Origin of the sequence: Phycicoccus jejuensis (genome assembly GCF_000720925.1) — a bacterium.
Lineage (GTDB): Bacteria > Actinomycetota > Actinomycetes > Actinomycetales > Dermatophilaceae > Phycicoccus > Phycicoccus jejuensis.
Genome location: NZ_JOEE01000004.1, coordinates 390068 through 402845, shown reverse-complemented (window position 1 = coordinate 402845; position 12778 = coordinate 390068). Strand labels below are relative to the sequence as shown.

Sequence of the window (12778 nt, the reverse complement as noted above, 5' to 3'; positions counted from 1 at the left end):
GTGCAGCTCACGAGAGGCAGCGACAAGCCCTGGCTTGCTGTCCGGCAACCCCCTCCGCGGGGGTGCCCCAGGTGACGAGATGGTCATCCGATGACAACAGCGGATCTCCACGGTCAGGCCGAGGGGTCCGTGTGACCCCGAGGAGCCACCGTGCCCGTTTCCGGCAACCCCCACCACCCCGCCCAGCTGCCGACCGGATGGACGGCTGACGCACTCGACGCGCTGCCAACGGCCCTGCGGCTGTCTGCGTTCGTCAACGGCCGACCACAGATCACGCAGCTGTCGGACTCCTCGAGCACCCGCCGGTCCGGTTCGGGAGGGACCGGCCCCAGCGCGACGAGCTCGAGAACCGGTGCGACCGGTGCCGGCGGATCCTTGAACGAGGACATTGCCGACTGCCGGTGCCCGAGGACCGCAGCCCAGACGACGGCGGCGAGGGTAGAGCCGAGCAGCCCCGACCCGACGGCCGTTCCCAGCACATGGAGGCCCACCCCCACGGCGGAGAAGACGACGGTCCACGCGATGCCCCGACGCCTGGACGACGTGCTCACTCTGGTTTCCTCTCGGTCGACGCGACGAGGGCCCGGGCGGAGTGGTCTCTGCCCGGGCCCTCGTCGTGTGGCTGGTGCGTCAGCTGCAGCCGCTGGTGGAGCCGCAGCCCTCGCAGACGTAGCAGGAGCCGGCGGGGCGCATCTTGGTCCCGCAGGTCATGCACATCGGGGCGTCGGCGGCCTTCGAGTTGCCGAACGCCGCGAGGAGGTCGGCCGAGGAGTGGATCTCCGAGGAGACCTCACGGGCCGAGGCCGCACCCGAGCCCGAGGCCACCGTGGCCGCGGAGCCCGCGTCGGCCGAGGCCGGAGCGGACGAGGAGGCGGGCTCCTCGGCCTTTTTCGACGTGGCGCCGATGCCGACCGAGAGGGACTCGATCTCCTCGACGAGCTCCTCGTCGGACTCGCCGGACTCCGGTGCGTAGGAGCCCGTCTCGAGCTGGCGAGCCCGCTCCTCCGCCGTGTGGATGCCCATGTACGAGCGGGTGTCGAAGTCCAGGTGGTCAAGGGCCAGCCGGCGGAACACGTAGTCCATGAGCGACTGCGCCATCCGCACGTCCGGGTCGTCCGTCATGCCGGCCGGCTCGAAGCGCATGTTCGTGAACTTCTCGACGAACGTCTCGAGCGGCACCCCGTACTGCAGCGCGACCGAGGTGACGATCGAGAAGGCGTCCATGACACCGGCGAGCGTGGAGCCCTGCTTGCCGAACTTGAGGAACACCTCGCCGAGGCGACCGTCCTCGTACGTGCCGGCGGTGAGGTAGCCCTCGGCCCCGCCCACGGCGAACGACGTCGTCTGCGAGCTGCGGCGCTTCGGCAGACGCTCACGCGTCGGTCGGTAGACGACCTTCTCGACGATCTCGGTCGTCGCGGCGGCGACGGCGGCCGAGGCCTTGTCGGCGGCGGCGTCCTTGGCGGTCGAGCCACCGTCGGACAGCGGCTGACCGACCTTGCAGTTGTCGCGGTAGACGGCCAGCGCCTTGAGGCCCAGCTTCCAGCCCTGGACGTAGACCTCCTCGATCTCCTCGACGGTCGCCGTCTCCGGCAGGTTGACCGTCTTGCTGATCGCGCCGGAGAGGAACGGCTGCGTGGCGGCCATCATCCGGACGTGGCCCATCGGGGAGATGGCGCGCGCACCCATCGCCGTGTCGAAGACCTCGTAGTGCTCGGTCTTCAGGCCCGGCGCGTCGATGACGTGGCCCTTGTCGGCGATGTACTCGACGATCGCCTCGACGGTCTCCTCGGTGTAGCCGAGCTTGCGCAGGGCCCGCGGGATCGTCAGGTTGACGATCTGCATCGAGCCGCCGCCGACGAGCTTCTTGAACTTGACGAGCGAGAAGTCCGGCTCGATGCCGGTCGTGTCGCAGTCCATCATGAAGCCGATGGTCCCGGTGGGCGCGAGCACGGAGGCCTGCGCGTTGCGGTAGCCGTTCTTCTCACCGAGCTTGACGACGTCGTCCCAGGCCTTCGTGGCGACCCGGTGGATGTCCTTGTCCATCGTGGAGATCGTGCGGACCGCGTCGTTGGCGGCGGCGTGCTTGCGCATGACGCGCTTGTGGGCGTCCGCGTTGCGGGCGTAGCCGGCGTACGGGCCGACGACCGCGGCGAGCTCGGCAGAGCGCTTGTAGGCGGCACCGGTGAGCAGCGAGGTGATCGTCGCGGCGAGCGCGCGGCCACCGTCGGAGTCGTACCCGTGGCCCGTGGCCATGAGCAGCGCGCCGAGGTTGGCGTAGCCGATGCCCAGCTGGCGGTAGTCACGGGTCGTGGCGCCGATCGACTCGGTCGGGAAGTCCGCGAAGCAGATCGAGATGTCCATCGCCGTGATGACGAGCTCGACGACCTTCTGGAAGGTGACGGCGTCGAAGGTGTCGTCGTCCTTGAGGAACTTCAGGAGGTTGAGCGAGGCGAGGTTGCACGAGGAGTTGTCGAGCGACATGTACTCCGAGCACGGGTTGGACGCGGTGATGCGGCCGGTCTCGGGGTTGGTGTGCCAGTCGTTGATCGTGTCGTCGTACTGGATGCCCGGGTCGGCGCACTCCCACGCGGCCTTGGCGATCTTGCCCATGAGCTCGCGGGCGTCGACGGTCTCGATGACCGAGCCGTCCATCCGCGAGGTGAGGCCGAACTCGGTACCGTCCTGGACGGCGCGCATGAAGGCGTCGTTGACGCGGACCGAGTTGTTCGCGTTCTGGTACTGGACGGAGGTGATGTCCTTGCCGCCGAGGTCCATGTCGAAGCCGGCGTCGCGCAGGGCGCGGATCTTGTCCTCCTCGCGCGCCTTGGTCTCGACGAACTCGACGATGTCCGGGTGGTCGACGTCGAGGACGACCATCTTCGCCGCGCGGCGGGTGGCGCCACCGGACTTGATGGTGCCCGCGGACGCGTCGGCGCCGCGCATGAAGGAGACCGGGCCGGAGGCGGTGCCGCCGGAGGAGAGGAGCTCCTTGGAGGAGCGGATGCGCGAGAGGTTGAGGCCCGCGCCCGAGCCGCCCTTGAAGATGAAGCCCTCCTCCTTGTACCAGTTGAGGATGGAGTCCATCGAGTCGTCGACCGAGAGGATGAAGCAGGCGCTGACCTGCTGCGGGCTCTTGGTCCCGACGTTGAACCAGACCGGCGAGTTGAAGCTGAACACCTGGTGCAGCAGGGCGTAGGTCAGCTCGTGCTCGAAGATCTCGGCGTCGTCGGCGTTCGAGAAGTAGTCGTAGTCCTTGCCCGCCTTGACGTAGGTGAGGACGACGCGGTCGATGAGCTGCTTGAGCCCGGTCTCGCGCTCGGGGGTGCCGACCGCGCCGCGGAAGTACTTCGTCGTGACGATGGTGGAGGCGTTGACGCTCCAGAAGTCGGGGAACTCGACCCCGCGCTGCTCGAAGATCGTCTCGCCGGTCTTCCAGTTCTGCTGGACGACGTCGCGCTTCTCCCAGGTCACCTCGTCGTAGGGGTGCACGCCCGGGGTGGTGTAGATCCGCTCGATCTTCACCCCCTTGCCCTTGGCGGCCTTGCGGGCACCTGCACGTGCTCCGGCGACATCGGTCATGCCTCTTCCCTTCCTTCTGCCCCCTCTCGCGGGGGCGGTGGTGACCTGCTGGTGCTGTTCTACTGCTGGGGTGTGACAGGCGCGGTGGCCTGCGGTTCCTGCGCGGTCGCCTCGCGTTCGGCGCGCAGGAGGGTGATGGCCGACTCGAAGTCCTCGAGGGAGTCGAAGGCCTGGTAGACGGAGGCGAAGCGCAGGTAGGCGACCTCGTCGAGCTCGCGCAGCGGCTCGAGGACGGCCAGGCCGACCTCGTGCGCGTCGATCTCGGCCGAGCCCGCGCTGCGGATCGACTCCTCCACCTTCTGGGCGAGGATGGCGAGGTCGTCCTCGGTGACCGGGCGGCCCTGGCAGGCCTTGCGGACACCGACGAGGACCTTCGCCCGGCTGAACGGCTCGGTGGCGCCGGAGCGCTTGACGACGCTCAGGCTGGCGGTCTCGACGGTCGTGAACCGGCGGCCGCACTCCGGGCACTGGCGGCGGCGGCGGATGGCCGCGCCGTCGTCGGTCGTGCGGGAGTCCATGACCCGGGAGTCGGTGTGCCGGCAGAACGGACAGTGCATGACGGCGGGCCTCCCCCTGTGGACGAAACGGTGGACTCTCGTGTGAACAACCTGTGGAGAACCGGCATTTCGTGTGCACAAGATGTGGACGAACTACAGCGGTGTAACCACTAGATGTTGTGGCTCATCGTGCCATCCGTGTGACCCGCGACGCAACAGGGGGAGGTCGAAGATCGGTCGTTCGGCTGTTTGCGCAGGTCAGCGGGGGTGTGGACCCCGTGGCGAGCCCTCTCGCCGGCGTGTCGCACCACCACCAGTGGGACGGATGTGACGCCGGAGGCACCAGATCTGGGGGTCACTCCCCCGGCGCGGCGCCCTGGTGCACCAGCGCCGCGATGACCGCGCCGTGCCAGTCGCTCGGCCCCGCGCTCCCCCGCGCGCCGGCCCCGCAGCCGCACTCCCAGTGCCACCGGCCACGGGCGTCGCAGCCGACGACCGGGTGGTGGCTGCGGCGGGCGGTCCGCCGACGGAAGGTGCTCATGGCCCTCAGGAGGCCCCGGCGCGCGCGGTGATACGGGCATCGTCCGTTCGGCCAGGCCTGCTCCGCCGAACACCCGGGACGCGCCGACTTTGCCATTCCTTGACCAAACCCTGATGCGACTCTGGTGAATGTCAGGGAGAAGTCGGGGGCAACGCGTCTGGGAGGACACGTGATGGGTTACACCATGGAAGGTCCTCTGGGCCGCTACACCGAGGGCGCGACCTCGCGCCGCGAGCCGGGCCACGGCCCGGCCTCGCCGCTGCTCGACCTCCTCCTCGTCGGCGTCGCGGCGCTCGGGCGTCGCACCCAGGCCGCGCACGACGACGAGGACCACCGGCTGCGCCGCCACTGACACCGGGGGCTCACCCGGGCGGGTGCAGGAGGCCCGCCAGCTCCTCGACGCCGTCGACGAGCCGCGGCCCCGGCCGCGCCCACAGCCCGTCCGCGTCGACCGCGTGGACGACGACGCCGTCGGGCAGCACCCCCGCGGCGACGAGCACGTCGGCCTGGCGCTGCGCCCCCTCGCGGTCGTAGCCGCACGGCGCGACGACGACGACCTCCGGCCTCGATGCGGCGAGGTCCTCCCACCCGATGGCGACCGACCGCTCCCCCGCCGCCCCGAGGACGCACTCGCCGCCGGCGAGCCGCACCATCTCGGGGATCCAGTGCCCCGGCGCGAACGGCGGGTCGGTCCACTCGAGGACCGCGACGCGCGGCCGCCGGCGTCCGGCGACGCGGGCACTCACGCCGTCGAGGCGCTGCCGCAGCGTCGTGACGAGGCGTGCTGCCTCCGCCTCGCGGCCGACGGCCGCCCCCACCGCGCCGACGGAGGCGAGGACCTCCTCGAGCGTGTGCGGGTCGACCGTGAGCACCTCGGCGCGGCAGCCGAGGTGGCGCAGCGCGGCGTCGACGGTCGAGACGTCGAGCGCGCAGACGGCGCAGAGGTCCTGGGTGACGACGAGGTCGGCGTCGAGGTCCGACAGGGCGCCGGCGTCGAGGTGGTAGAGGTCCTCGCCGCGCTCGACGGCGGCGCGCACCGCGGCGTCGATCTCGCCCGGGGCCAGGCCCTCGGGCAGCGCGGAGGTGGAGACCACCCGGCGCGACCGGGCCTCCCGCGGGAAGTCGCACTCGAAGGTCACGCCGACGACGTCGTCCCCCGCCCCGAGGGCGAACAGGATCTCGGTGGCCGAGGGGATGAGGCTGACGATGCGCACGCCCCGACCCTACGGAGGTGGTGGCGCGGTGTCGGTGCGCGGTGCTTGGCTGCGGCATGACCACCTGGGAGACCCACCCCGTCACGCCCGACCGCTTCGCGGACTTCGCGGACGTCGTCAACCCCAACCGGCGTGCGACGCACTGCTGGTGCCTCTCGCACCGGCTGCGGCAGCGCGAGATCGACGAGCTCGGCGACGGCAGCCGCGAGCAGGCCGCCCGACGCCTCTGCGAGCGTGCGGTGCCGCCGGGGGTCGTCACCTACCGCGACGGCGTCCCGGTCGGGTGGTGCAACATCGGCGCGCGCAGCGACATCCCGCGCCTCGTGCACTCGACGAGGATCCACCCGGTCGACGACGTCCCGGTGTGGAGCATCGTCTGCGTCGTCGTCCGCGGCGGCCACCGGCGCCAGGGGGTGACGGCGCACCTCATCGAGGGCGCCGTGGCCTGGGCGGCCGAGCAGGGGGCACCGGCGGTCGAGGCCCACCCGGTCGACCCCGGCGAGCGGCGGATGGACCTGACGATGGCGTTCGTCGGGACCCGGGCGATGTTCGAGCGGGCCGGCTTCGAGGAGGTCGGCGTCACGGACGCCACCGCGAGCGGGATGCCGCGCCTGGTCATGCGGCGGACCCTGGCCTGACTCTCGGCCCGTCAGCGCCGGGGACGGCCGATCCCCCCACCCGGACCCGGTCGGGGGTCGGAGTGGGGGGACCTGCGGTGCCCCAGCGACGTGAGGGCCGCGGCCTCCCTGCAGACGACAGCCAGCGCCGCCCGCTCCGTCGTCGCGTCGGTGGAGAGCCAGCGACGACGAGGGGGTGCGACCCGGGGACCCTCTGTGTATCCCCGGGCCGCACGTCTCATTCCCCGGGGCTCTGGCTGTGGTGCACGAGTGCCGCCGTGTAGGCACCGTGCCAGCCGCCCGAGGTGGCGGACCCGCGCGCTCCGCAGCCGCACGACCAGAGCCACCGGCCCTGGCCGCCGCACTGGACGACCGGGTGGTGGGTGAGGCGGTAGGAGCCGCGACGACGTGTCCGCATGCCCTGAAGTCTGTTCGTGCACAGGGGGGTCGCGCAGCGCCGGAGCGCGCCCGCGGGCCGATGGGCCCCGGAGGTCCGACAGGTCGGGGGATGCCCCCTCCCCCGTTCGGCCGAGCGTGGCGCGCTTTGACAGGGGTGAGCGGCCGGCGCCGACCCGGCACAGCACGGAGGGCGCCGTCTCCTCTGCACGGGAGACGACGCCCTCCGGCGTCCGAGTCGGGTCGAGGGACTCGGGGATCGTGGTGCGCCCGACCGGGCGCCCCCGCGGCGGCTCAGCCCGCGGGGACGACCAGCTGCTGGCCGGCGCGGACCTGCGCGGTGCTCAGCCCGTTGGCGAGCTGGATGGCGACGATGCCGTCGCTGATGGACATCGAGGGCAGCTCACGGGACGCGATCTCGGACAGCGTCTGGCCGGGCGACACCGACACGGTGTGGGCCGGCTCGACGGCGCCCGCGCCCCCGAGGCCGCGCAGGCCGAGGGCCGCCGCCAGCGCGAGGGTGGCGAGCACGAGCAGCACGAGGCGGCCGCGGCGGGTGATCCGCAGCGCCGGCTCTGCGGCGCGGGCCGCGCTCCCTCCGGTGGCGCCGCCCTCGAGGACGACGAGCCGCGGGCGGCGCGCCGGCACGGGGCGGGTGTGGCCGAGGTCGGTGGGGTCCCAGGCGATCGCGCTCATCATGTCCTCCATCCCGGCGGCCGGGGCCACCGTCGAACCGGTGTTCGATAGAACGTCTGTACGAGTTATAGCACGCACGTTCGAGGCGGACAAGACACGCGTCGAACACATGTTTGAGTTCGAGGCCCGTCGCTCGTAGGATGTCCGCATGCAGATCAGACTGCATGTCACCACCGACAGACCGTCTGACCTGCGAAAACACCGGTCAGGCCCCCCGTCGGCACGGGGCGGCCGCAGCGAAGGGGTCGAGATGGCACGTCCGAGGAACGCCGACATCCACGAGATGCCCGACCGCGGCGACGGCGGGGACCTCACCCACCGCCAGCGCAAGATCCTCGAGGTCATCCGCAACGCCGTCGACCGGCACGGCTACCCGCCGAGCATGCGCGAGATCGGCGAGGCCGTCGGGCTCACCTCCCCCAGCTCGGTCGCCCACCAGCTCTCGGCGCTCGAGCGCAAGGGCTTCCTGCGCCGCGACCCCAACCGGCCGCGCGCCATCGAGGTCGTCTCCCCCGACCGCCAGGGCTCCGGCTACCGCCGCCCCGAGGCCGACGAGATCGTCGACGTCACCGGCGAGGGCGACGAGCGCCCCGAGGCCTCCTACGTCCCGGTCCTCGGCCGGATCGCCGCCGGTGTCCCGATCACCGCCGAGGAGGTCGTCGAGGACGTCTTCCCGCTGCCCAAGCAGATCGTCGGCGAGGGCAGCCTCTTCCTGCTCAAGGTCGTCGGCGACTCGATGGTCGACGCAGCCATCTGCGACGGCGACTGGGTCGTCGTGCGCCAGCAGCCGACCGCCGAGAACGGCGACATCGTCGCGGCGATGCTCGACAACGAGGCGACCGTCAAGACCTTCAAGCGGCGCGACGGCAAGGTCTGGCTCATGCCGCACAACCCGGCCTTCGAGCCGATCGACGGCGACCACGCGACGATCCTCGGCAAGGTCACCGCGGTCCTGCGCCGCGTCTGAGGGAGGCCGGCGTCAGTCCTCGACCTCGGCGATGTGGACGACCGCGTCGCCGGAGTTGACCAGCGGCGCCTCGGTGCGCCCGACGACGACGCCGGAGCGGTCGGCGTGCACCAGCCGCACCCGCTTGCCGAGCGAGTCGAAGAGGCCACCGAGGCGCGCCCCGCGCTCGACGCGCTCCCCCAGCGCGACCTCGAGGTGGAGCATGCCGGTGCCGCGCGCCCGGACCCATCCGCTGCGGAACGAGACCGCCGACGGCGCCGGCGGGTCCTCGGCGACCGGCTCGGTCATCCCGAGCGCGGCGAGCACGCGGCGCACGCCGAGCACGCCGGCGTCGACGGCCCAGCGGTCCATCCGCCAGGCCTCGCCCGCCTCGTAGAGCAGGACGGTCGCGCCCCGCTCGCGGGCGGCGTAGCGGAGCGAGCCGTCGCGCAGCTTCGCGTTGAGCATGACGGGGGCCGCGAAGGCCTCGGCGAGCGCGCGGGTGCGCGGGTCCTCGAGGTCGGCGCGGACCTGCGGCAGGTTGGTGCGCCGGTCCGAGCCGGTGTGCAGGTCGATGCCGACCTCGCACTTGTCGACGACCTCGGTCATGAACAGGTGCGCGATGCGCCCGGCGAGCGAGCCGCGCGGCGACCCCGGGAAGGAGCGGTTCAGGTCGCGGCGGTCGGGCAGGTATCGCTGCCCGGCCGAGAAGCCGAGGACGTTGACGATGGGGACGGCGATCAAGGTGCCGCAGAACGTCTTCGGGTCGAGGCCGGCGACGACCTGACGCACGACCTCGACCCCGACCGCCTCGTCGCCGTGGATGGCGGCGTCGACCCAGACGGTCGGTCCCTCCTCGCGCCCGTGGACGACGCGGACGGGCAGCTCGACGTCGGCGCCGGTGACCAGACGGGTGATCGGCAGCGACACCGACTGCGTGCGCCCGGCGCGCACGCGCACGTGGCCGATCTCGAAGGAGGGGCGCAGGGGGCGCCGGGCCATCAGGCCCTCCCCCGGTTGCGCCGGCGCATCGCGAGGGGCGGACGGCCGCCGAGGTAGGAGCGGCCGGGGTCGACGGCGAAGCCCTGGCGCAGCGCCTCGCGGCCGACGAGCATCCGGAAGCCCATCTCGTCGCGGCGCGCGAGCGTCATCTCGGCGGCGACCGTGCGGCCCATGAGGACGAGGTCCATCGCGACGACGAGCCGCTCCTCGGCGTGGCCCGAGGACGAGCGGACCTCGCGCACGTCGAGCACCGGGCACTCGCACTGGACGGCGTCGGCCTCCGAGCGCTGCCACGGCTGGATGCGGAAGCGGGCCCACCGCTCGCCGTCGCGCTCGAGGTCCTCGAGGTCGAAGGCGTGGATGGACGAGGACCGCGCGCCGGTGTCGAGCTTGGCCTTGACCCACGGCACGCCGACCGCCGGGAGGCTGACCCACTCTCGCCAGCCCGCGAGGGTGTAGGAATGGCTGTCCGTCATCCGTCCTCTCCCGTCGGGAAACCATGAAGCTCGCGATCCTCTCCCGCGCGCCTCGCTCGTACAGTACGCAGCGCCTGCGCACCGCCGCCCAGGACCGTGGCCACCAGGTCAAGGTCCTCAACACCCTCCGCTTCGGCATCGACCTGTCCGGGGACGAACCGGACCTCCAGTTCCGGGGCAAGCGGCTCTCGACGTACGACGCGATCCTGCCGCGGATCGGCAACTCCATCACCTACTTCGGCACCGCCGTCGTGCGGCAGTTCGAGCAGATGGACGTCTACACGCCCAACACCTCGTGGGGCATCGCGAACTCGCGGGACAAGCTGCGCGCCACCCAGATCCTGTCGCGGCACAACATCGGGATGCCGCCGACGACCTTCGTCCGCGACCGCGCCGACGTCATCCCCGCCATCGAGCGGGTCGGCGGTGCGCCGGTCGTCATCAAGCTGCTCGAGGGCACCCAGGGCATCGGGGTCATCCTCGCGCCGGAGATGAAGACCGCCGAGGCCATCATCGAGACGCTGCAGTCGACGAAGCAGAACGTCCTCATCCAGCGGTTCGTCAAGGAGAGCAAGGGCCGCGACATCCGCGCGCTCGTCGTCGGCGACCGCGTGGTCGCCGCGATGCGCCGGGTGGCCAAGGGCGACGAGTTCCGGTCCAACGTGCACCGCGGCGGGTCGGTCGAGCCGGTCGAGCTCGACCCCGACTTCGAGCGCGCCGCCGTCCGCTCCGCGCAGATCATGGGCCTGCGGGTCGCCGGTGTCGACATGCTCGAGAGCGACGAGGGGCCGCAGGTCATGGAGGTCAACTCCTCCCCCGGCCTCGAGGGCATCGAGACCGCGACCAAGCTCGACGTCGCGGGCGCGATCATCGACCACATCGACAACCAGGTCGCCTTCCCCGAGATCGACGTGCGCCAGCGCCTCACCGTCTCGACGGGCTACGGCGTGGCCGAGATCGCGGTGCACGAGGCGTCCGACCTCGTCGGGAAGTCGTTGGGCGACAGCGGTCTTCGCGAACGCGACATCACCGCGCTGACGCTGCACCGCGGGACGATGGTCATCCCCAACCCCAACAGCCACCACGTGCTCGAGGCCGGCGACCGGATGCTCTGCTTCGGCAAGCTCGAGGAGATGCGCTCGATGATCCCGAGCCGCCGCCGGCGCACGCGCAAGGTCAAGCGCCTGCCGAAGGAGCCGATCCACGACGTGCGCCCCGAGTGAGGCGAGGCGTCAGCGCCCGTCGGGGTGCGGGCGCTGCCAGAACGCGGTGTCGACGCGGCGGCCGAGCTTGTAGCCGACCTCGCGCAGCGTGCCGACGTGCTCGAACCCGTGGGCCCGGTGCAGCGCCTCGCTCGCCGGGTTGGGCTGCGCGATGACGGCGACGCAGGTGTGCACGCCGTCGGCGTCGACCCGACGCAGCAGCTCGGCGTAGAGCCGGCGGCCGAGGCCCTGCCCCCGGGCGGCCTCGGCGAGGTAGACCGACACCTCGCGGGTGCCGTCGTACGCGGCGCGCGGCCGGTAGGTGCCCGAGAACGCGTAGCCGAGCACCTCGCCGTCGAGCGCGACGGCGACGAGCACGTGGTCGCCGGGGCGCGTGGACGCGACGCGGTCGGCGTAGTGGTCGTCCGGGCGCGGCTCGAGGTCGAACGTGGCGACGGTGTGGCGAACGGCGTCGTTGTAGATGACGGTCATTCCCGGCAGGTCCGCCGGTGTGGCGGAACGGATCTCGGCCGCGGTCACGCGGCCGCCCCGTCGCGCAGCAGCTGCTCGAGCGTCGGGGCGAGGGGCGCGTCGACCCGCAGGGCCATGTGCTCGTCACCGCGCGTCGGCCCCCGCGTCACGGCAGCCACCGGGATGCCCCGGCGCGCCGCGTGCCGGACGAACCGCAGCCCCGACATCACGGCGAGCGAGGAGCCGAGGACGAGCAGCGCGGGCGCGGCGTCGGTCAGCGCGAAGCACGCGTCGACCCGCTCGCGCGGCACCGAGCCGCCGAAGAACACGACATCGGGCTTGAGGGTGTCGGCGCCGCAGACGAGGCAGAGCGGGAGCCGGAAGCCGGCCACGGCGTCCTCGGGCAGGACGACGTCGCCGTCGGGGCGGATCTGGCTGCTCACCTGCGAGCCGTCCGGCGCCTCTCCGCGCACCCGCTCCTCGAAGCCGGGGTTGGCGGCGGCCATCCGCGCCTGGAGCTCCTCGCGGCCGGAGCGGTCGCCGCAGGTGAGGCAGACGACCTCGGCGAGGGTGCCGTGCAGCTCGGTGACGTCGAGCGAGCCGGCCGCCTGGTGCAGGCCGTCGACGTTCTGGGTGATGACCGGGCCGAGCAGCCCCGCCTCCTGGAGGGCGGCGACGGCGTGGTGGCCACGGTTGGGCTCGGCGCGCGAGAAGCGCTGCCAGCCGACGAACGAGCGCGCCCAGTACCGCTGCCGGTTCTCGCTCGAGGCGCAGAACTCGCCGTGCTGCATCGGCATGACCCGACGGGTGCCGTCGCGGCCGCGGTAGTCGGGGATGCCGGAGTCGGTGGACATCCCGGCCCCGGAGAGGACGAGGGTGCCGGGGTGCGCGCGCAGCAGGTCGGCGAGCCGCGCGACGGCGGCGGGCTCGCGGGCCTCCGGCGGCAGCGGCCGGGTCGCCCAGTCGGGGGTGCGGCCGACCTCGTCGCGACCGGCGAGCCGCAGCGTCGCGACGGGGGGCGCGCTGGGGGTCTCCGGCATGGCGCCAGTATCCCCCGCGCCGCCGACACCGCCCCGGGGAGCCGCCGCGGATGACGCCGCGTTGCGAGACCCGGGCGGTCGATAACGCTCGCTTATAG

14 protein-coding genes and 1 riboswitch are annotated in these 12778 nt (G+C 72.4%); of the genes, 4 read left to right on the top strand and 10 right to left on the bottom strand.

Annotated elements, in window-relative coordinates:
- Positions 1-5 precede the first annotated feature (5 nt).
- Positions 6-106: riboswitch (SAM riboswitch) on the top strand.
- 524 nt (positions 107-630) lie between these two features.
- The 3 genes from IG69_RS0110400 to IG69_RS0110385 all read right to left on the bottom strand — a co-directional run bounded on the left by IG69_RS0110400 (position 631) and on the right by IG69_RS0110385 (position 4620).
- A complete protein-coding gene (locus tag IG69_RS0110400; protein ID WP_030528100.1) occupies positions 631-3582 on the bottom strand; it encodes a vitamin B12-dependent ribonucleotide reductase in 2952 nt (983 codons plus the stop codon).
- A gap of 59 nt (positions 3583-3641) precedes the next feature.
- Positions 3642-4139: a transcriptional regulator NrdR gene (gene nrdR, locus IG69_RS0110395; RefSeq protein ID WP_030528099.1), complete on the bottom strand. Its 498-nt coding sequence runs from the start codon at positions 4137-4139 to the stop codon at positions 3642-3644.
- Positions 4140-4434: 295 nt separating this feature from the next.
- Positions 4435-4620 (bottom strand): hypothetical protein, encoded by a 186-nt coding sequence (locus tag IG69_RS0110385; protein WP_030528098.1) that lies wholly within the window; start codon positions 4618-4620, stop codon positions 4435-4437.
- A gap of 184 nt (positions 4621-4804) precedes the next feature.
- Here IG69_RS0110385 and IG69_RS0110380 point away from each other — a divergent pair, with 184 nt between their 5' ends.
- The gene (locus IG69_RS0110380; protein WP_157577486.1) at positions 4805-4972 is read left to right on the top strand and encodes a hypothetical protein; all 168 of its coding nucleotides are present in this window, start codon (positions 4805-4807) and stop codon (positions 4970-4972) included.
- A gap of 10 nt (positions 4973-4982) precedes the next feature.
- Here IG69_RS0110380 and IG69_RS0110375 read toward each other — a convergent pair whose 3' ends face one another.
- On the bottom strand, positions 4983-5834 hold the full coding sequence (locus tag IG69_RS0110375) for an ABC transporter substrate-binding protein (RefSeq protein ID WP_030528096.1): 852 nt from the start codon (positions 5832-5834) through the stop codon (positions 4983-4985).
- Positions 5835-5890: 56 nt separating this feature from the next.
- Between IG69_RS0110375 and IG69_RS0110370 the strand changes: the two genes are divergently transcribed.
- On the top strand, positions 5891-6472 hold the full coding sequence (locus IG69_RS0110370; protein ID WP_030528095.1) for a GNAT family N-acetyltransferase: 582 nt from the start codon (positions 5891-5893) through the stop codon (positions 6470-6472).
- A 217-nt stretch (positions 6473-6689) separates the two neighbouring features.
- Here IG69_RS0110370 and IG69_RS22110 read toward each other — a convergent pair whose 3' ends face one another.
- Positions 6690-6869, bottom strand: a complete 180-nt coding sequence (locus tag IG69_RS22110; RefSeq protein ID WP_157577484.1) for a hypothetical protein — start codon at positions 6867-6869, stop codon at positions 6690-6692.
- A gap of 272 nt (positions 6870-7141) precedes the next feature.
- Positions 7142-7543, bottom strand: a complete 402-nt coding sequence (locus IG69_RS0110365; protein ID WP_030528094.1) for a LysM peptidoglycan-binding domain-containing protein — start codon at positions 7541-7543, stop codon at positions 7142-7144.
- 250 nt (positions 7544-7793) lie between these two features.
- Here IG69_RS0110365 and lexA point away from each other — a divergent pair, with 250 nt between their 5' ends.
- The gene (gene lexA / locus IG69_RS0110360) at positions 7794-8510 is read left to right on the top strand and encodes a transcriptional repressor LexA (protein WP_030528093.1); all 717 of its coding nucleotides are present in this window, start codon (positions 7794-7796) and stop codon (positions 8508-8510) included.
- Positions 8511-8522: 12 nt separating this feature from the next.
- On the opposite strand, the gene IG69_RS0110355 is transcribed toward lexA, so the two are convergent.
- Together IG69_RS0110355 and IG69_RS0110350 are read right to left on the bottom strand one after the other, a co-directional pair.
- Entirely contained in the window at positions 8523-9491 is a 969-nt protein-coding gene (locus IG69_RS0110355) for a succinylglutamate desuccinylase/aspartoacylase family protein (RefSeq protein ID WP_030528092.1), read from the bottom strand.
- Positions 9491-9967, bottom strand: a complete 477-nt coding sequence (locus IG69_RS0110350; RefSeq protein WP_030528091.1) for an ATP-dependent zinc protease family protein — start codon at positions 9965-9967, stop codon at positions 9491-9493. Before IG69_RS0110350 ends, IG69_RS0110355 begins: the two co-directional genes overlap by 1 nt.
- 23 nt (positions 9968-9990) lie before the next feature.
- Between IG69_RS0110350 and IG69_RS0110345 the strand changes: the two genes are divergently transcribed.
- Complete coding sequence (locus IG69_RS0110345; RefSeq protein ID WP_030528090.1) at positions 9991-11190, top strand: RimK family alpha-L-glutamate ligase; 1200 nt, start codon at positions 9991-9993, stop codon at positions 11188-11190.
- A gap of 9 nt (positions 11191-11199) precedes the next feature.
- On the opposite strand, the gene IG69_RS0110340 is transcribed toward IG69_RS0110345, so the two are convergent.
- Positions 11200-11709 (bottom strand): GNAT family N-acetyltransferase, encoded by a 510-nt coding sequence (locus IG69_RS0110340; protein WP_030528089.1) that lies wholly within the window; start codon positions 11707-11709, stop codon positions 11200-11202.
- Positions 11706-12680: an NAD-dependent protein deacetylase gene (locus tag IG69_RS0110335; protein ID WP_084696715.1), complete on the bottom strand. Its 975-nt coding sequence runs from the start codon at positions 12678-12680 to the stop codon at positions 11706-11708. The genes IG69_RS0110340 and IG69_RS0110335 overlap by 4 nt, the downstream gene beginning before the upstream one ends.
- Positions 12681-12778: the final 98 nt, after the last annotated feature.